The organism is Streptomyces sp. NPDC052101 (assembly GCF_040680235.1).
Taxonomy (GTDB): domain Bacteria; phylum Actinomycetota; class Actinomycetes; order Streptomycetales; family Streptomycetaceae; genus Streptomyces.
In genome coordinates this window covers 21,558-38,928 of record NZ_JBFAWH010000013.1, presented here as the reverse complement: position 1 = coordinate 38,928, position 17,371 = coordinate 21,558, and the positions used below count along the sequence as shown (strand labels likewise).

At 71.4% G+C, this 17,371-nt stretch carries 18 protein-coding genes; 6 read left to right on the top strand and 12 right to left on the bottom strand.

The genetic code is table 11. The features are described 5' to 3' along the window. The first annotated feature begins 119 nt into the window (after window positions 1-119). Entirely contained in the window at window positions 120-1,262 is a 1,143-nt protein-coding gene (locus AB0L75_RS23255) for an acyltransferase (protein ID WP_365183836.1), read from the top strand. 62 nt (window positions 1,263-1,324) lie between these two features. Further along, window positions 1,325-2,272: a class I SAM-dependent methyltransferase gene (locus AB0L75_RS23250; protein ID WP_365183833.1), complete on the top strand. Its 948-nt coding sequence runs from the start codon at window positions 1,325-1,327 to the stop codon at window positions 2,270-2,272. 8 nt (window positions 2,273-2,280) lie between these two features. On the opposite strand, the gene AB0L75_RS23245 is transcribed toward AB0L75_RS23250, so the two are convergent. Continuing rightward, window positions 2,281-2,931, bottom strand: coding sequence for a TetR/AcrR family transcriptional regulator C-terminal domain-containing protein (locus AB0L75_RS23245; protein WP_365183831.1), 651 nt, complete (start codon window positions 2,929-2,931; stop codon window positions 2,281-2,283). Between the two features lie 65 nt (window positions 2,932-2,996). On the opposite strand from AB0L75_RS23245, the gene AB0L75_RS23240 reads away from it, so the two are divergent. Continuing rightward, window positions 2,997-4,379, top strand: coding sequence for an FAD-dependent monooxygenase (locus AB0L75_RS23240; protein WP_365184265.1), 1,383 nt, complete (start codon window positions 2,997-2,999; stop codon window positions 4,377-4,379). A gap of 18 nt (window positions 4,380-4,397) precedes the next feature. Here AB0L75_RS23240 and leuE read toward each other — a convergent pair whose 3' ends face one another. The 3 genes from leuE to AB0L75_RS23225 form a co-directional block, all read right to left on the bottom strand. After that, window positions 4,398-5,048 carry a leucine efflux protein LeuE gene (gene leuE / locus AB0L75_RS23235; protein WP_365183829.1) on the bottom strand — a complete coding sequence of 217 codons (651 nt, stop codon included), beginning with the start codon at window positions 5,046-5,048 and terminating at the stop codon, window positions 4,398-4,400. Between the two features lie 48 nt (window positions 5,049-5,096). Beyond that, window positions 5,097-5,678, bottom strand: coding sequence for a Uma2 family endonuclease (locus AB0L75_RS23230; RefSeq protein ID WP_365183827.1), 582 nt, complete (start codon window positions 5,676-5,678; stop codon window positions 5,097-5,099). 90 nt (window positions 5,679-5,768) lie between these two features. Further along, the gene (locus AB0L75_RS23225; protein ID WP_365183824.1) at window positions 5,769-7,349 is read right to left on the bottom strand and encodes a methylmalonyl-CoA mutase family protein; all 1,581 of its coding nucleotides are present in this window, start codon (window positions 7,347-7,349) and stop codon (window positions 5,769-5,771) included. Between the two features lie 79 nt (window positions 7,350-7,428). Between AB0L75_RS23225 and AB0L75_RS23220 the strand changes: the two genes are divergently transcribed. Continuing rightward, window positions 7,429-8,307, top strand: coding sequence for a L,D-transpeptidase family protein (locus AB0L75_RS23220; protein WP_365183821.1), 879 nt, complete (start codon window positions 7,429-7,431; stop codon window positions 8,305-8,307). A 244-nt stretch (window positions 8,308-8,551) separates the two neighbouring features. On the opposite strand, the gene AB0L75_RS23215 is transcribed toward AB0L75_RS23220, so the two are convergent. The 5 genes from AB0L75_RS23215 to AB0L75_RS23195 all read right to left on the bottom strand — a co-directional run bounded on the left by AB0L75_RS23215 (window position 8,552) and on the right by AB0L75_RS23195 (window position 11,878). Continuing rightward, window positions 8,552-9,688: a hypothetical protein gene (locus AB0L75_RS23215; protein WP_365183819.1), complete on the bottom strand. Its 1,137-nt coding sequence runs from the start codon at window positions 9,686-9,688 to the stop codon at window positions 8,552-8,554. Then, a complete protein-coding gene (locus AB0L75_RS23210; protein WP_365183817.1) occupies window positions 9,688-10,350 on the bottom strand; it encodes an RNA polymerase sigma factor in 663 nt (220 codons plus the stop codon). Before AB0L75_RS23210 ends, AB0L75_RS23215 begins: the two co-directional genes overlap by 1 nt. A gap of 288 nt (window positions 10,351-10,638) precedes the next feature. Then, window positions 10,639-11,043, bottom strand: a complete 405-nt coding sequence (locus AB0L75_RS23205) for a tautomerase family protein (protein WP_365183814.1) — start codon at window positions 11,041-11,043, stop codon at window positions 10,639-10,641. 209 nt (window positions 11,044-11,252) lie between these two features. After that, the gene (locus tag AB0L75_RS23200) at window positions 11,253-11,504 is read right to left on the bottom strand and encodes a hypothetical protein (protein ID WP_365183812.1); all 252 of its coding nucleotides are present in this window, start codon (window positions 11,502-11,504) and stop codon (window positions 11,253-11,255) included. Then, a complete protein-coding gene (locus AB0L75_RS23195) occupies window positions 11,501-11,878 on the bottom strand; it encodes a DUF1622 domain-containing protein (protein WP_365184262.1) in 378 nt (125 codons plus the stop codon). The genes AB0L75_RS23200 and AB0L75_RS23195 overlap by 4 nt, the downstream gene beginning before the upstream one ends. A gap of 157 nt (window positions 11,879-12,035) precedes the next feature. Here AB0L75_RS23195 and AB0L75_RS23190 point away from each other — a divergent pair, with 157 nt between their 5' ends. Beyond that, on the top strand, window positions 12,036-12,290 hold the full coding sequence (locus tag AB0L75_RS23190; protein WP_365183809.1) for a hexameric tyrosine-coordinated heme protein: 255 nt from the start codon (window positions 12,036-12,038) through the stop codon (window positions 12,288-12,290). A gap of 222 nt (window positions 12,291-12,512) precedes the next feature. On the opposite strand, the gene AB0L75_RS23185 is transcribed toward AB0L75_RS23190, so the two are convergent. After that, window positions 12,513-14,843 (bottom strand): LuxR C-terminal-related transcriptional regulator, encoded by a 2,331-nt coding sequence (locus AB0L75_RS23185; RefSeq protein ID WP_365183806.1) that lies wholly within the window; start codon window positions 14,841-14,843, stop codon window positions 12,513-12,515. A 131-nt stretch (window positions 14,844-14,974) separates the two neighbouring features. On the opposite strand from AB0L75_RS23185, the gene AB0L75_RS23180 reads away from it, so the two are divergent. Continuing rightward, window positions 14,975-16,018, top strand: a complete 1,044-nt coding sequence (locus AB0L75_RS23180) for a DUF4331 family protein (RefSeq protein ID WP_365183803.1) — start codon at window positions 14,975-14,977, stop codon at window positions 16,016-16,018. A gap of 56 nt (window positions 16,019-16,074) precedes the next feature. Here the strand turns inward: AB0L75_RS23180 and AB0L75_RS23175 are convergent, their stop codons facing one another. Further along, complete coding sequence (locus AB0L75_RS23175) at window positions 16,075-16,320, bottom strand: TauD/TfdA family dioxygenase (protein WP_365183801.1); 246 nt, start codon at window positions 16,318-16,320, stop codon at window positions 16,075-16,077. Between the two features lie 168 nt (window positions 16,321-16,488). Next, window positions 16,489-17,319, bottom strand: coding sequence for a hypothetical protein (locus tag AB0L75_RS23170; protein WP_365183798.1), 831 nt, complete (start codon window positions 17,317-17,319; stop codon window positions 16,489-16,491). Between the last annotated feature and the right edge of the window lie 52 nt (window positions 17,320-17,371).

Genomic DNA, 17,371 nt, shown 5'->3' with positions numbered 1-17,371 from the left:
GCATCGGGCCTGCTCGTCCTCGTTCACCTGGATGTCACCTCAACTATGCAGACATTTCAGGTAGTTTCATATAAAATATCTAGAGGATAGGCCGATTGTTCGGGTAAACGTCGAACATCATGGCTGCCTCATCCCCCGCCCTCGCCACCGTTCCGGCTCCGCCCGCTCCCGGAACGGCCCCCGCCCCCAGGCCCCAGAACCGTCTGCTCGCCCTGGACGGCCTACGGCTCGTCGCCGCGCTGATGGTCTGCCTCTACCACTACGCAGGCCGCGGCGGCACCGTCTCCGCGTCCTGGCACGGAAACCCGGACCACATCTTCCCGACCCTGTCCCGGGCGGCCGTCTACGGCAACTTCGGCGTGCAGTTCTTCTTCGTCATCAGCGGTTTCGTGATCTGCATGAGCAGTTGGGGCCGCACCCTCGGCGACTTCTTCCGCTCCCGGGTCGCGCGCCTCTACCCCGCCTACTGGGTGGCCCTGGTCCTGGTCACGGGGGCGTCCCTCGCCCTGCCCGCCGTGGTCCACGCGGTCCGGCTGGACGAGTTCCTGGTCAATCTGACGATGCTGCAGCAGCCGATGGGCACGACCCGCGTCCTCGGTGTGTGCTGGACGCTCTGGGTCGAGGTCCGCTTCTACGTCCTGTTCGCGCTGCTCGTCGTCCTGCGCGGGGTGACCTACCGCCGGACGGTGCTGTTCGCCTGCGTCTGGACGCTGGCGGCCGTCCTGTGCCACTCGTCCCGCGACGACCTGCTGAACCAGGTCGTCATGCCCGAGTGCGCCCCCTTCTTCATCGGCGGTCTGGCGCTGTACCTGATCCACCGCTTCGGCAGCGACCTGCTCGCGTGGGGCATCGTCGCGATGTCCTGGCTGCTGGCGCAGCGGGAGGCCACCCTCGGCCTGTGGGGCCCGCACCCGCACCGCAACCCGTACGTCGTCATCCTGATCGTCACGCTCGCCTTCGCGGCCGTCGCCGCCGTGGCGCTGGGCTGGGCCCAGTGGGCCTCCTGGCGGCACCTGGTCACGGCCGGCGCGCTGACGTACCCCTTCTATCTGGTCCACGAGCACCTGGGCTGGTTCGTCATCCGGGTGCTGCACCGGGGTCTCGGCCTGCCCGCGTGGCCGACGCTCGTCGTGACCGTGCTCGGCATGCTGGTGCTGGCGTGGCTGATCCACCGGTATGCGGAGAAACCGTTCGGACCGCGCCTGAAGAGGGCGCTGAAGGTGCGGAAGTTGGACAGCCGTTCATCCGGTCTTGGGTTTTGAGGCGGAGGCTCGGGCAGGTTCAGGAAACTCACAGACAGCCATATCGAGGGAGTGCCTCCCGCATGGTCACCACCCAGGAAACGAAGCGCCCGCCCCGCCGCCTCGACGATGTCCCCGGCTGGTTCCCGGTGCTCGACCAACTGCTCTTCGACTGGTTCCTGAACCGGCAGGAATCCGCCGGGATGCGAGGTGATCTGCTGGAGGTCGGCGTCTACATGGGCAAGAGCGCGATCTTCATAGGGCGGCACCAGCAGCCCGCCGAGCGGTACACCGTGTGCGACCTGTTCGAGGGCGAGGCGCCCGACGACGCCAACCGGGCCGAGTCGACGAAGTCCTACAGCGCGCTGACCCGCCGCGTCTTCGAGGACAACTACCGCTCCTTCCACGACGAGTTGCCCCGGGTGCTCCAGGGACCCAGCTCCGTGGTGCCCGCCGAGGTCGAGCCCCGCTCCTGCCGGTTCGTGCACATCGACGCCTCGCATCTGTACGAGCATGTGCACGGCGACATCGGGGCGGCCCGCGATCTGCTGCTCCCGGACGGCATCGTCGTCCTGGACGACTTCCGCTCCGAGCACACCCCCGGAGTCTCCATAGCCACCTGGGAGGCCGTGCTCAACCGCAGCCTGCGCCCCATCTGCCTGAGCACCCAGAAGCTGTACGGCACCTGGGGCGATCCGGAGCCGGTCCAGGAGGAGCTGCTGGCGATGGCCCGGGACCGGTCCGACTGCCACCTGAGCGTCCAGGAGGCCGCCGGGCACCGGATCGTCCGGCTGAAGTCGAAGGGCATGCAGGCGCCGGAGTTCCCGCCCTCCAGGCACGCGGAGGCTCCCCCGGAGCCCACGCCGACCCCGCAGGAGGCCCCGGCCCCCGCCCCGGCCCCGGCTCCCGCCCCGTCCACGACCCGGCCCGCGCCACGCCGCACCACGAGCCGAGCCCGCCGGGTCGCCGTCGACCTGCTGCCGCCGGTCGTCACCCGGGCGATCCGCAACGCCCGCACGGGCAGGAGCTGACCGCCGGCTCAGCCGATCCCGTACCGCGCCCCGATGCCCGCGACGAGGATCGCCAGCCCCTCCTCGAACTGCTCGTCGTAGCCGTCGAAGAGCAATGACCCGGCCTCGGCCGCCAGCGGGTACTCGGCCAGGCGCCGGGCGCGTTCCGTGATGTCGTACCCCTCCCGGCGCTCGCCCGGGAGGGGCTGCACGCCCTGTTCCTCGGTGACGAAGCCCAGGGTGTACGCGTTCGCCGTGCGGCCCGCGTGGACCGCCTGGGCGAGGGTGAATCCGGCCTGCGTGAGCAGCCGCAGGTTGGCCTCCAGCGCGGGGGCGTGCTCCGTGCCCGTGAAACGTGAACCGCTGAAGACCCTCGCCCCGTCGCGGTAGCCGAGCAGCGCGGCCCGCAGGGCGCGGCTCGACCCCGTCAGCCGCTCCTGCCAGGTCTCGGCGGGATCAAGGGCGCTGCCCGCGACCATCCGCCGGTACATCTCCGTCGCCATCTCGTCCAGCAGCGCCTGCTTGTCCTTGAAGTGCCAGTACAGCGCGGGCGCCTTGACGTCCAGCTCCTTGGCGATGGCACGCAGGGTCAGACCCTCCAGACCGACCTCGTTCAGCAGCCGCAGCGCGGTGGCGGCGACGCGGCGGCGATCCAGGGGGGCGCGTTTCTCGGGGCTCACACTTGACAGCTTAACAGCGTTAAGGGCACCCTCATGGATGACGGAACTTAACAACGTTAAGGAGAATCGTGATGGATGTCCTGATCGTGGGTGCCGGCCCCACCGGACTGGCCCTCGGCATCGACCTCGCCCGCCGTGGCGTGGACGCGCTGGTCGCGGAGCGGGCCGAGGGCCTCTTCCCCGGCTCGCGCGGCAAGGGGCTTCAGCCCCGCACCCAGGAGGTCTTCGACGACCTGGGCGTACTGGAGGCGATCCGGGCGGCGAGCGGCCCCTACCCGAACCGGATGATCTGGAAGGACGGCCGGCGGCTCGGCGCACAGTCGATGTTCGACACGGTCGAGGCCGACGAGGGCGCGCCGTACACCGATCCGCTGATGATCCCGCAGTGGCGCACTCAGGAGATCCTTTGCGCGCGGCTCGCAGAGCTGGGCGGGAAGGTGGCCTTCGGGCACGAGGTGACGGGGCTGGAGCAGGACGCGGAGGGCGTGACCGTGCGGTTCGCCGACGGCGGCAGCGCCCGCGCGGCGTATGTCGTCGCGGCCGACGGCGGACGCTCGGTGGTCCGGCGCGCGGTGGGCGTGGGCATGACCGGGGAATCGGTCGACCCGGCGCCGTTCCTGGTGGCGGACGTCCAGGTGACCGGCCTCGACCGGGACCACTGGCACGCCTTCCCCAAGGACGACGGCACCGCTGTCGGACTGTGCCCGCTGCCCTGCACGGACCATTTCCAGCTGCAGGCGCGCCTCGCGGAGGGCACGCGGCCCGACCCTTACCTGTCCCTGGACGGCATCCGCGAGCTGGTCGCCGCGTACACGCACCTGGCTCCCGAGGCCGTCACGGAACTGCGCTGGGCCTCCGACTTCCGCCCGCGCGCCGCCCTGGCGGACCGCTTCCGGGCCGGCCGGGTCCTCCTCGCCGGCGACGCGGCCCACGTCCACTCCCCGGCCGGCGGCCAGGGTCTGAACACCAGCGTCCAGGACGCCTACAACCTGGGCTGGAAGCTGGGCGCGGTGCTGCGCGCCGGGGCGCCGGACTCCGTCCTCGACACCTACGAGGAGGAGCGCCGGGCGAACGCGGCGGCCATGCTGGACCTCTCGACGGGCGTGCACCGCGGGGAGGTACGCCGGGGACAGGCGACGGTCCAACTGGGGCTCGGCTACCGGGAGTCGTCCCTGAGCGCGGAGACTCGGAAGAACCCGTCGCAGGTCCGGGCAGGTGACCGCGCCCCGGACGGCACGGTGCACGGCATCCGCCTCTTCGACGCGTTCCGGGGCCCGCACTGGACACTGCTGGGCGCGGAGACCACGGTCCCCGGCGTACGGACGCTCCCGGCGGCCCCGGAGTCGTACGGCCCGGGCGTCTTCCTGATCCGCCCGGACGGGTACGTGGGCTGGGCGGGCGACTCGGCGGACGGGGTCGGGGCCTATCTGTCCGGGGTCGGCGCCTGACCCTGCCCTCGCGCCGCCCTACGCGCTGGCCAGCGTCAGCTTCACCGCGAACCCCAGGAACAGCGCCCCGGCCGCCGAAGTGGCCGTCGCGGACAGCCGCTTGCGCCGCCGGAACGCCGCGGCGAGGCGCGTACCACTGAATATCAGCGCGCTGAGGTAGAGGAAGCTGGCCGCCTGGGCGAACGCGCCGAGGACGACGAAGGACAGGCCCGGGTAGGCGTAGTGCGGGTCGACGAACTGCACGAAGAAGGCGACGAAGAACAGGATCGCCTTGGGGTTGAAGAGGCTGACCACGAACGCCCGCCGAAAGGGCCGCTCGTCGGCCGCGGTGGAGGGCGCGGAGTCCTCCACGGCCTTCTCCCGCCGCGTCCGCCACATCTGCCAGGCGGCCCGCAGCATGCCTATCGCCAGCCAGGTCAGATACCCGGCACCGGCGTACTTCACGATCCCGAACAGCACGGCGTTGGCCTTGAGCAGCGAGGCCACCCCGGCGGCGGACAGCGTCATCAGCACGGAGTCCCCGCAGAACACGCCGACCGCGGCGCTGTAACCGGCCCGCACTCCGCGCCGGGCGGCCACGGAGAGCACGTACAGCGAGTTGGGCCCGGGGAGCAGGACGATCAGGATCAGGCCCGCGAGATAGGTGGGGAGGTCGATGACGCCGAACATGGAAAGGAGTGTCGCACGGGGGTACGACACTCCGGTTCGGGGTGGCGGTCAGTCGTCGCCGTCGAGGAGGGCGTCCACGGAGAGGTCGAGGGTGATGCCGACGGATTCGGGGAGGGGAACGGTCTCGCCTCGCTTATAGCGGACGGGGGCGGGGTACTTGCCGTCGACCGGGTCTGTGTAGAGAAGGACCTCGTCGTGTCGGCGGTCGGCGATGAGGTACACGGGGATACCGGCTCGCGCATAGACGTCAACCTTGGTGGCCGTGTCGTTGGTCCAGTTGGAGGAGGTCACCTCCAAGACCAGCCGGAAGACATGGGGCGCGTAACAGTTCTTCTCGACAAGTGCGTCCTGGAAGTCGGCATCCACGATCGACAAGTCCGGTACGGCATAGTCGTCCGGCCCTGTCGGCAGCCACAGGCCGATGCCCCCTACGGTTCTGAGCCCCGCCTGCCGGTCCCCCGCTTGGTAGCAGGCCACGATCAACCAAGAAAGTGTCACTTGATGCGGCCCGTCCGGCGGCGGTGTCACGACGATGCTCCCGTTGAGGATCTCGACCCGGTGCCCGGGCAGCTCCTCCCAGAGCCGGTCGGCAGCATCGGCAAGCGACGACTCGTGCAGTATCACAGCCACGGCACCCTCCTTTCGGGAACACCCTTCACGAGCGTAACCGGCTGCGGGCGACTTCCGCCCATGATCACCCATACGGAGTAACCGCCCAGCTCAGAACCGCTCCGACGGCTCGTAAGCCCCCCAAACCCCCCGCAACGCGTTGCACACCTCCCCCACCGTCGCCCGCCCCCGCAACGCCTCCTTCATCGGATACAAGACGTTGCCCTCTCCCTCAGCCGCTTTCCGCAACGCGTCCAGCGCCGCGCCCACCGCCCCCTGATCCCGCTCGGCCCGCAGCCCCGCCAGCCGCTCCGCCTGGCGGGCCTCGATCGCCGGGTCGACGCGGAGCGGCTCGTAGGGCTCCTCCTCGGCCAGCTGGAAGCGGTTGACGCCGACGACCACCCGTTCCCCGGAGTCGGTCTCCTGGGCGATGCGGTACGCGTTGCGCTCGATCTCGGCCTTCTGGAAGCCCTGCTCGATGGCCGCCACCGCTCCGCCCAGGTCCTCGACCCTGCGCATCAGGTCGACGGCCGCCTCCTCCACGTCGTCCGTCATCCGCTCCACCGCGTAGGAGCCCGCGAAGGGGTCGACCGTCGCCGTCACGTCCGTCTCGTGCGCCAGTACCTGCTGGGTTCGCAGGGCGAGCCGCGCGCTCTTGTCCGTCGGCAGCGCGATCGCCTCGTCGAAGGAGTTGGTGTGCAGGGACTGCGTGCCGCCGAGCACCGCGGCCAGGGCCTGGACGGCGACGCGCACCAGGTTCACCTCCGGCTGCTGCGCCGTCAGCTGGACGCCGGCCGTCTGGGTGTGGAATCGGAGCATCAGGGACCTGGGGTCGCGCGCCCCGAACTCCTCCCGCATCACCCGCGCCCAGATCCGGCGCGCCGCGCGGAACTTGGCGACCTCCTCCAGCAGCGTCGTACGGGCCACGAAGAAGAAGGACAGGCGGGGCGCGAGGTCGTCCACGGACATGCCCGCCGCCACCGCCGTACGGACGTACTCGATACCGTCCGCCAGGGTGAACGCGATCTCCTGTACGGGTGACGCGCCCGCCTCCGCCATGTGGTACCCGGAGATGGAGATCGTGTTCCACTTGGGGATCTCGGCGGCGCAGTACCTGAAGATGTCCGCCGTCAGGCGCAGGGAGGGCTGCGGCGGGAAGATGTACGTCCCCCGCGCGATGTACTCCTTCAGCAGGTCGTTCTGGATCGTGCCGGTCAGCCGGTCGGCGCGCACGCCCTGCTCCTCCGCCACCAGCTGGTAGAGCAGCAGCAGGAGAGCGGCGGGCGCGTTGATCGTCATCGATGTCGAGACCTGGCCGAGCGGGATGCCGTCGAACAGCACCCGCATGTCCTCGATCGAGTCGATCGCCACGCCCACCTTGCCGACCTCGCCGTGGGCGAGGGGCGCGTCGGAGTCGTGGCCCATCTGGGTGGGCAGGTCGAAGGCGACCGAGAGGCCGGTGGTGCCGTGGGCGATCAGCTGCCGGTAGCGGGCGTTGGACTCGGCGGCCGTACCGAAGCCGGCGTACTGGCGCATGGTCCAGGGGCGGCCGGTGTACATGCTGGGGTACACGCCGCGGGTGAAGGGGTACGCGCCCGGTTCGCCCAGTTGGACGGCCGGGTTCCAGCCGTCCAGCGCCTGTGGTCCGTAGACCGGCTCGATCGGCAGCCCCGACTCCGACTCACGCGCCATGGATGCCTCCGCAGTACGTCCTGTCACCCCTCACCATGCCCCGTCGTTCGACGACGGTCACGCTGGGAAACATCCCGTCATGAGGATCTCGGGAAGACCCGCCGCCGTACTCGCCTCGGCCGCCGCCCTCGCATCCCTCTGCGGCTGCACCGTGCAGCCCACGGACGCCAACGGCAAAGCCAGGGCGCCGCTGCACGTCCAGACTCCGGGAAGCCTGCCGCCGGATACCACCCGGACGGACCTGCCGCAGGTTCCCACCCGGACGGACCTGCCGCAGCTTCCCACCCGAACGGCCCAACCGCAGGCGTCGCCGTTCGCGCTCGCTCCCCTCGTCCTGTGGTCCCGCGGCGACAGCGGATCCGCCGTACGGGAGCTGCAGGCGCGGCTGCGCCAGCTGGACTGGCTGTCCGAAGGGCCCACGGGCTCGTACGGCCGGCTGACCGAACGGGCCGTCCAGGGCTTCCAGGGCAAGCGCGGGCTGCCGCAGACCGGGCGGACGGACACCGTCACCTGGCACCGGCTGGTGTCGATGACCCACACGCCCGGCACCTGGGAGCTGTACCTGATGGGCGGTCAGCCGGCCGGCGCGCCCGACCCGCGCTGTATGACCGGCCGTGTCCTGTGCATCGACAAGACGACGCGGACGCTGCGCTGGATGGTCGGCGGACGGACGGTGTCGACGACGGCGGTGCGGTTCGGGACGCAGTACACACCGACCAGGGAGGGTGTCTTCCACGTCTACTGGAAGGCGCGGAACTGGGTGTCGACGCTCTACCACTCGCCGATGCCGTACGCGATGTTCTTCAGTCGCGGCCAGGCCGTGCACTACTCGTACGACTTCGCGGCACGCGGATACGCGGGAGGTTCGCACGGATGCGTGAACGTCCGGGACGAGGCCGCGATCCAGCAGCTGTTCGCGCAGGTGCGGGTGGGCGACAAGGTCGTCGTCTACTGGTGAGACGGGATTGAGACGGGATATGGGGCGCGGGCGGGACCGGGGGAACGTGTCCCGCCCGCGCCAGGTGCACGAGCCGTGGGTACGGGGGGAACCCCGGCTCAGTGCGACGGCCGATGACCAGTCGGCTCACTCATTACTGCGCTGCCGGCTCCGAAAACGTCACACCCCGCACGGAGAATTTTTCGCGGCCTACGAAACCGCAGGTCAGAGGGGTGCCAGGGGGCAGGCTTCCGCTGCTGCGGACTCAGAGCGCGGTGTACGTCGGGCTCGGCGCGGGGCCAAGCGGGGCGCTTTTCGCCCGGGAGGGGTGCGCCGGAGCGAAGGCCGAGGGAACGGGCGCGGCAACGCCGCTGTGCCGGCCCTTGCCGCCGCCACCGCCCTGTCCGTCGTCCCCGCCCTGTCCGTTGCCGCCGCCCTGTCCGTTGCCGTCGCCGCCCCGGCCGGGGTTGCCGTCCTCGTCGCCGCCCTGGCCCTTGTCGCCGCCCTTGCCCTTGCCCTTGTCCTTGCCGTCGGACTGTCCGTCGTCGCCCTGGCCGCCGTTCGTCTGGCCGCCGACCGAGTCGACGGTGGCCAGGACGATCTTGCAGAACTGGCTCACCCGGGCGCTGCCGCCCGCCAGGTTCTCCAGCGCGCGCCGGCGCCCGGCGTCCAGCGCCTTGCCGTCCCGGATGTCCCGGCAGGCGCCGGTCGCGTCCTTCCAGCGGCCGCCGGCGGTGCCGGAGGGGTCGCCGGCGCCGGGCGAGGCGCCCGGGACCTTGCGGTCGTCCGGTCCGGTGGCCTCGCCGGAGGCACCGCCGCGGTGCGTGCCCGCGCCGGTGCCCGGGGTGCCGGGGCTCGCGGACGCGCCCGTGGTGCCCTGCGGCGAGTCCGAGGCGAGCGGTTCGTCGGAGGGCCGGCCGGCGGAGACGGAGGCGGCGGGGCCGGGGTGCTCGGGCCCGAACGGCGTGGGCAGCATCCCGGTCCCGGCGGCCATGGCGACCCCGCCGAGCGTGCCCGCGGCCATCGCGGCGGCGAGCGCCAGGCGCACCGGGCGGGCCCAGCGGGGCCGCCTGAGCGGGATTCCGGTACGGGCCGGGGCGCCGATGCGGACCAGGCCCGCGTCGGCACCGGGCCTGGTCACCGCGGGGGCGCCGTCGGCGTGGACGGCGGCGGTCCGTTCGGCGTCGGCGGCCTCGCGGACCTTGCGGAACGCGGCGAGGGCGGCCTCTTCGCCGGGGAGTTCACCGGAGGCGGGGGCCGTCTCCGCGGACAGCGCGCCGAGCGCCCGGGAGAGACGTTCGGCCTGGTCATGGGCGGAGGCGTCGACGGCTTCCAGTGACTCACCGCGCAGCAGGCGTTCCGCTGTCTCACGGTTCAGCCACTTGTACTGCTCGTCGGCCATCACATGTCCTTCTGCGTCCGCGCACGCGTATCCGTCACAGTTGCGGACGACACCGCGCGACCACGCGGTTCTCTCTGGGGTGGGAGCGCGTCCAGCACCCCCGCCGATTCCGGATCGTCGCCGAGCAGCTCCGCGAGCCGCTTCAGACCGCGGTGCGCCGCGGTGCGTACGGCACCGGCGCGTTTGCCGAGCGTCTCGGCGGCGGTCTTGGCGTCGAGGCCGACCACGACGCGCAGGACGACCGCCTCGGCCTGGTCCTGCGGGAGCCGCGCGATGAGGGAGAGGGTGCTGTCGGTGGCCAAGGCCTCGATGGCCTCGCCGGCCGTGTCGGACTCGGCGGCCCGGCCGGTCAGTTCCGTCTCGTCGCCGCCTATGGCGGGGCGGCGGCCGCGCATCCGTATGTGGTCCAGGGCGCGGTTGCGGGCGATCCGCGCGGCCCAGCCGCGGAAGCGGTCGGCGTCCCCGCTGAACCGGTCGAGGTCCCGGGCGATCTGCAGCCAGGCCTCGGACGCGACGTCCTCGGCATCCGGATCACCGACCAGCGTGCGTACGTATCCGAGCAGCCGCGGCTGCACGGCGCGGTACACGGTACGGAACGCGGTCTCGTCTCCGTCCTGTGCCGCACGCACCGCGGCGGTCAGCTCCGCGTCGTCCCCCAGCACCGTACTCCCTTTACGCCCTGTTTCCTGGTCGGCGCGAAAGGCACGTTACGGCGTGAAACCGCTCCCCGTCCATGTCCATAGAAGATGCAACTAACTCGTGACCGGGTGCGGATGTGCGCAGGGTGAGCGCCGAGCGGGGTCGGGGTGTGACAGAAAACGCACTCACGGCGCTGAAGGAAGTACGGGCCGCGCGCGGCCCGTCAGCGCGACGGCCGGGGCCTCTCCTGTGGGGGGTGGCGGCCCCGGCCGTCTCCGCGGCTTCGTGGGGGCAGGCGGTGCGTCGTGTGGTCAGCGGCCGGGGACGGCCAGGTCGCCCTCGACGTACTGCGCGCGTCCGAAGCCGAACGACCAGTCCTGCGGGCCGTTCTCGAAGATGCTGACGAAGACGTCCTCGCCGGCGATGCCGAGGGGTTCCAGCTGCTTGGCGATGGTCGCGAAGACCTGCTGCTTGACCTCGGTGGTGCGCCCCGACTGGGTGAAGATCTGGATCATCACGAGCCGGTCGGTCCGCTCGAAGCCGAGGCCGGCGTCCAGGGCGATGATGTGGTCGGCGTCGTGCTCGGTGATGACCTGGAACCGGTCCCGTTCGGGGACGGCCAGCACGTCCACGATCGCCCGGTGGGCCGCGTCGGCGATGGCCCTGATGTCTTCCGGACGGCGTCCGCGGATGAGATCGATTCGTACGAAGGGCATGATGCTCGTTCCTTGATCGTTGGGGACTGGTGTGCCGGCGGGATGCCGGCGGTTCAGCGGGGCAGGTGCACCCACGTCCCGTGGGGGGCGCACGCTGGAGGGCAAAGAGACCGGCATCGGAAGGCGAGCTGGATCTCCGGCGGCCCTTGGGAGGAGTGGGCCGGCCGTCGAACCCGGTGAGTCCAGGCTCAGGAGCCCGCCCTGCTGTCTCATGCATGGCGCGCGGCCAGCGCACGCAACCCCGCGTTGACCAGCATCCTGACGGCAACGGTCGCTGCGGCGATGGTCAGCGACGTCCACGACGGCACTGCGGCGAGCCGAATCAGTCCCGCCGCCAGCAGGAAGTCGGTCAGCAGAGCGACCGTGGGCTGGACGCGGCGCAGGCGGAGGCCTGCGCAGGCGGCGGAGAGCAACCCGAGCAGCGTCACCAGCAAGGCCGTCTGATGCAGCACCGCCGTCATGACGGGACCGCCGGACTCGCGGCGGGCCCTGCGCCCGGCACCCACTCGACCTCCTTGCGCTCCTTCTCGATCTCCTTGCCCAGGAAGTAATTCAGGACGGTACGGATGGTGGCGATCGCGGCCAGCTGCCCGATCTCCGCGAACGTCGGCGCGATGGCCGTCCGCAGGATGTCCCCGGCCAACTGGAACTCAAGCCCCAGTGTGAGGAACCGCCCCAGGGACAGCCGAATCCGGTTGAACTCCCGCCGCGGCTCCCGCACACCGTCCCTGGAAACTCGTTCCCACGGTGCCGCACCTCTCAAGAGCTGAACGAACGCCCAGAGCGCGCCGACGAAAATGACCAGCGCACCGGCGAACTCCACCAGGTGCACCATCGCGTCGACGACGTCTTTCAGCGTCGACTCCGGGAGCAGATACTCCTCGGCGGGGGAATTGCCACCATCCCGAATCACATCCACCGCACATCACTCCTCCGGCTCAAACCACGTGTCGCGCAAAAGACACATCGCTCGCTCCACCGACACTGCCGACATGACACGCGTACCCGACGAAGGCATGGTCCTGGTCCCGGGCAACTCCCTCCTCACCGCCACCCCCGAGGAGGGCCGAGCCCTGGCCCTGACCCTGGCCCGGCACACCATCCACAACATCCAGCCCGACCTGGACGTCCTCAAAGGCGGCCGCCCCAACTACTCCACGACACCGGAAAGCCTGATGCACGCGGGGCAGGTGGTGGCGCTGGAGTTCCAGACGATCGCCGCGGCGAACAACTACTGGCGTTCCTGAAATCCCAGGGAGATTTCCGGCCTCGGAAGCTCGCGACAGGTCAGCGCCAGTAGTTGTTCGCGGCTGCGATGGGATCAGACCGTGTTGGTACAAGTGCCATGTGATTACTCCGTCGTGCGAGAAACGGGGCGCCCGTGTGTTTTGAGGTCTGAGCGAGCGCCGTGCCACGAGTCTCGATCAGGTGCACTGCTCAAGTCGTGAGCAGTTCTGCTCAACGGGTACCTATTTCGCGGCCCACCAGGCGGCGATCTGGGCGCGGGAGGAGAAACCGAGCTTGGTCAGGATGCGGTTGACGTGGTTGTCGACGGTGCGGGGGGACAGCACCAGTTCTGCGGCGATCCTGCGGTTGGTCATGCCACGGGCGACCAGCGCGGCGACCTGTTCCTCCCGACGGGTCAGCCCGCTTGCGGCAGCCGGTGAGAGGGCCGGCGTGGCGCCGGTGCCTGTGCCTGTGCCGAGGGCGTAGGTGATGGCCTGGTCGGCACCGTCGAGCGCGGCGCCTGCCGCGAGGGCCTGTTCGTAGCCCGCCGGCCCCAGGGCCTTCCGGACCTGGGCGGTGCACTGGGCGTGGTACTCCTGGTGCCGGTCACCTGCGGCGATCGTGATGCCGGTGTCCTCTCGTAGCGCCCGGGCCGCGCCCAGCAACCGACCGGCCCGCTTGTGGTCGTCCGCCGATGCGGTGATCCAGGCGAGCTGCTCGACCATGTTCGCCACGCCGATGCTGTCGCGGAAGCCCCGCAGTGTTTCAAGCGCGCACAGCGTCCGTTCCCTGGCCTCGGCCTGCTCGCCCAGCTCCCACGCACGTCGGCCCAGCACCATCAGCAGGCGGGCGCGGGACCACCGCTCCCCGTGCCCTTCGGCGGCGGCAAGCGCCTGCGCGCTGGTCCTGGGCGCGCGCGGGTCCCCGCCCAGGGTCTGGGCAATGCCCCATGCGCATCGCCAGCTGACCTCGCCGTACCGGTCGCCGAGCGCGGTGTGCGCGGCCACCGCCTGCTCGATTAGGGTGACAGCCTCCTCCGTCCGCCCCTCGCACAGCGCCAGTGCGCCGCGGTGCCCGCATGCGTCCGCGCCGGCTGCCGCGTCCCCGAGCCGTGCGGCCAGCTCGTCGGCCTCGTCCACAAACCGGTGTGCCGCCGCAAGATCGGCTTGGGTGTACGCGACGTGGGTGGCGACCAGCAGCGCGCGCAACCGGGCCGCCGTGGGCTCCGGCGCCGCGGTCAGCGCCCGTTCCAGATACCGCCGCCCCTCGCTGAGACACCCACCCGCGATCCAGTGGAAGACCAGCGCGGCGGGCAGCGCCAGCGCGGCCTGCCGGTCCTCAGCGAGTTCGGGCCGGGGACTGTCGTCCGGACCCGCCTTCGCCGCCGTCTCCTGCTGGTATTCCAGGGCCGCCATCAGATTGCTGTGGTCGGCATGCAGCCGGGCCAGGCTCTCCGCCTGACCCTGGCCGAGCCAGTCCTGGCGACAGCGCTCGGCCAGGGCGAGGAAGAAGGCGCGGTGCCGTCGCCGCAGCCGCTGATCCTCGCCGCCGGCCGCCAGGTGCTCCCACCCGTACTGACGGATGGTCTCCAGCAACCGGTAGCGGGGCCGCTCCTCGGTGCCCGCGTGCTCGACCAGGGACTGGGCGACCAGCCGGTCCAGCACGTCCAGCACCTCGTCCGGCGCCAGGCCCTCGCCCGCCGCCAAGCCCTCGCCCGCACAGACGTCCTCGGCCGCCTCCAGGGTGAAGCTGCCGGCGAAGACCGACAGCCGGCTCCACAGCAGCCGCTCCGCCGGGCCGCACAGCTCCCAGCTCCAGTCGATCGCCGCACGCAGAGTGCGCTGGTGCGGCCTGGCGGCGCGACTGCCCGCCGTCAGCAGCGCGAACCGGTCCTCCAACCGCTCGACGACCGGCTCGACCGCCAACGTGCGCAACCGGGAGGCGGCCAGCTCGATCGCCAGCGGCAACCCGTCCAGGCCCGTACACAACCGGTGGATCGCCGCCCGGTTCACCTCCGTGAGCCGGAAACCCGGTCGCACGGCGGCCGCCCGCTGCACCAGCAGCTCGGCCGCCTCCTCCTGGGCCAGCGGCGCGACGGCGATGACGTGCTCACCGGTCAGCCGCAACGTCTCCCGGCTGGTGGCCAGGATCCGCACCTCGGCAGCGGCCGACAGCAGGCACTGCGCCAGCTGCGCACACGCCTCCACCAGGTGCTCGCAGTTGTCCAGCACCACCAGCAGCCGCCGCCCCGACACATGCGCCGCCAGCAGCTCCAGCACCGGACGGGTGCCCTGGTCCACCACCCCCAGCGTCACCGCCGCGGCCTCCGCCACCAGCGCCGGATCGCGCACCGGGGCCAGATCCACCAGCCACACCCCACCCGGGAACGCCCGGGCCGACGCCGCTGCCGCCTCCAGCGCGAGCCGCGTCTTGCCCACCCCGCCGGCCCCGGTCAACGTCACCAGGCGCGCGCTGCCGAGAAGACGGCGCACCTCGGCCATCTCGCGCTGCCGCCCCACAAAGCTGGTGAAGGCAGCAGGCAGGCCACCCGTCGGGCGCGTCACGCTGGTCACGTTCGAACCATCTCATGTCTCTTCCGTGACAAGCCCGCACATGGGTATCCATTGAGCAGAACTGCTCACGACATGAGCAGGGCACCTGGCCGAGGCTCCTGGTACGGCACCTCACCAGCGAAGGAACTCTCATGTCGCACCACCTCGACTCTCCCGCCGCCCGCCAGGACGTCCGGCTCGACATCACCGACTTCTACGTCTTCCGCGGCGAGCGCGGCACCGTGTTCGTGCTGAACCTCAACAACTCCATCTCCGGCCCCGACGCCCCGCAGGGCTTCCACCACGAAGGCCGTTACGAGTTCCGGATCGACACCGACGCCGACGCCCGCCAGGACATCGCCTACCGCTTCACCTTCGGCGAACCCGGCCCGGACGGACGGCAGCACTGGACCCTGCACAGGCTGACCGGTGACCAGTCGCGCGACGACAACGCCACCGGCACCGAAGTCGCCACCGGCGTCACCGGCGTCACCGGCGAAGAGGTCGCCGGGAGCGCGGGAGAGAGAATCTGGGCCGGCCGCGCCGGCGACCCGTTCTGGATCGACCATGACGTTCTGGCCGCCGTCGGCGAGGCGTTCGGCCACGGTGAGCGCGTGAACCTGTCCGGCTGGGACCGCAGCAAGGCCGCCAACCTGTTCGCCGGACAGACGGTGCACTCCATCGTCCTTGAGGTCCCCGACGAGGAACTGCTGCGGCACACCGGCGGCGGTCACGCCCTGGGCACCTGGGCGGTGAGCATCCTGGCCACCGATGCCGGAGGCTGGCGGCAGATCCAGCGCGCCGGCCACCCGATGTTCCACCCGCTCTTCAGCCAGCACGACCCGGACCTCGGCGACCGCTACAACACCAAGCGGCCCGACCAGGACCAGGAGCTGTACACCGACCTGATAGCCGGCCGGATCGCCGATGTGGTGGCCGCCTACGACACGGCCGACAACGCGCGCGCCTACGGGGAGACAGTGACCGCCTTCCTCTTCCCCGACGTACTGCCCTACCGCATCGGCAGCCCGGCCGTGTACGGCTTCGCCGGATGCAACGGCCGCACACTGACCGACAACGTGGTCGACGTGATGTTCAGCCTCGCCACCAACACCCCGTTCGACATCGGCCTGACCAAGGACTGTGTCACCGCCCGCCCGACCGACGCCTTCCCCTACGTCGCACCGGTCGCCTGACCTCCGGCACCTATGTACCCACCGGCACTCCGCCGAGACCGGCTGAAGGCCTTGTCTCAGTAGTGCACGCGGCGGTTCTCGTGGGACTGGCGGTACCGCATGGTCCACTGGTTGCGGCGGACGTAGGTCCGCTGAAGCCACCGGTCGGCACCGTCGTAGCGAGCGGTGAACTCGGAACGGGCGTGGAGCCCCTTGCGATTGTTGATCAGCAGTGCCTCACCGGGGCGGAGACACACCTCGTGGCCGACCTCACGGCAGGCGGCCTGCAACCGGTCGAGGGCGGCTTCGGCCGCACCGGTCATGGCGCGAACGCCATTGGCGGACGACGAGACCTCGGGGCTCTGCTCAGGACCGGCGCGGGCGGTACATCCAGCATCAGCTGGATCTCACCACGCTGACCCGCCTGGGCAGCGACTTCCTGGAGAGTCTGCTTCGCTAGGCGCGTTTCAGCCTTCGCGCCCCCCGCCGGACTACTTCGCCTTCCCCGTGCCGGACTTCGGGCTCCCCGCGGCCGGCTTCGTGTTCTTCGGGGTCGGCTTCGCATGCTCCGGGGCCGGCTTCGCGTCCGAGCTGCCGCCCCTCGAACCCGACCTGGCGCCCGCCTTGCCCGACTTGGAGCCCTTCTCCGGCGTTCGGCCGTTGCCGGTGGTGTCGTTCGCCACCTGGACCGCGCAGTAGGCCGCGACCTTGTCCGCGCCGCCCGCCTGTGCGACGAGCCGCCGCCAGGCCGCCGCGTCCAGCGCGCCGCCCCGGCCGCCGGCCCGCTCGTAGGTACGGCAGTGCGCCACGGTGTCCCGTGCGGTGGCCGGGTGGTGCGGCCGGCCGGACGGGCTTCCCGAACCCGGGCCTGCGGCCGGGGCGGACGCGCCGGGAGCGGCCGGCCGGTGCGGGCCGCTCGTCGCCGTGCCGTGCGGCCCCGGCGTGCCGGGCCGGGAGTCCCGGCCGGACTCGGCCGAGCCGATCGCCGCGACGGCGACACCGCCGAGCGCGAGGCTCGCGACCGCCACCGAGAGCGTGGTCCTCAGCGAGCGCCGGGGGCGGCTCGGCGCGGCGGGGCGCCAGTCGTCCCGGCGCCGGGTGCGCGCGGGCGCCGCCGGTGCCTCGCGGGCGGCCCGGAAGGCGGCCACCGCCCGGCGCTCGGCCTCGGCGTCGACGGAGCAGGCGCGCAGGGCGGCGCTGAGCCGCGCCTCCAGTCCCGTGCCCGCGAGAGCCCCGCCGGCGCGGTCCGGTGCGGGGAGGGTGCCGCCAGGGTGCCCGCGCCGACGACCGAAGGGACCGTCGCCGCTGTGCCGTTCACCCATGCCTGTTCCCGTCCCTGTTCCCGTCCGGCGTGCCGGAGCCGGACGACCTCCC

Excerpts from the sequence above, each read along its gene's own strand:
- AB0L75_RS23215 (WP_365183819.1), bottom strand. The coding sequence starts at position 9,688 with ATGGCCGACGAGCAGTACAAGTGGCTGAACCGTGAGACAGCGGAACGC.
- AB0L75_RS23205 (WP_365183814.1), bottom strand. The coding sequence starts at position 11,043 with ATGCCCTTCGTACGAATCGATCTCATCCGCGGACGCCGTCCGGAAGAC.
- AB0L75_RS23195 (WP_365184262.1), bottom strand. The coding sequence starts at position 11,878 with ATGGTGCACCTGGTGGAGTTCGCCGGTGCGCTGGTCATTTTCGTCGGC.
- AB0L75_RS23175 (WP_365183801.1), bottom strand. The coding sequence starts at position 16,320 with ATGACCGGTGCGGCCGAAGCCGCCCTCGACCGGTTGCAGGCCGCCTGC.
- AB0L75_RS23180 (WP_365183803.1), top strand. The coding sequence starts at position 14,975 with ATGTCGCACCACCTCGACTCTCCCGCCGCCCGCCAGGACGTCCGGCTC.
- leuE (WP_365183829.1), bottom strand. The coding sequence starts at position 5,048 with ATGTTCGGCGTCATCGACCTCCCCACCTATCTCGCGGGCCTGATCCTG.
- AB0L75_RS23170 (WP_365183798.1), bottom strand. The coding sequence starts at position 17,319 with ATGGGTGAACGGCACAGCGGCGACGGTCCCTTCGGTCGTCGGCGCGGG.
- AB0L75_RS23255 (WP_365183836.1), top strand. The coding sequence starts at position 120 with ATGGCTGCCTCATCCCCCGCCCTCGCCACCGTTCCGGCTCCGCCCGCT.
- AB0L75_RS23200 (WP_365183812.1), bottom strand. The coding sequence starts at position 11,504 with ATGACGGCGGTGCTGCATCAGACGGCCTTGCTGGTGACGCTGCTCGGG.
- AB0L75_RS23225 (WP_365183824.1), bottom strand. The coding sequence starts at position 7,349 with ATGGCGCGTGAGTCGGAGTCGGGGCTGCCGATCGAGCCGGTCTACGGA.
- AB0L75_RS23190 (WP_365183809.1), top strand. The coding sequence starts at position 12,036 with ATGACACGCGTACCCGACGAAGGCATGGTCCTGGTCCCGGGCAACTCC.
- AB0L75_RS23250 (WP_365183833.1), top strand. The coding sequence starts at position 1,325 with ATGGTCACCACCCAGGAAACGAAGCGCCCGCCCCGCCGCCTCGACGAT.
- AB0L75_RS23220 (WP_365183821.1), top strand. The coding sequence starts at position 7,429 with ATGAGGATCTCGGGAAGACCCGCCGCCGTACTCGCCTCGGCCGCCGCC.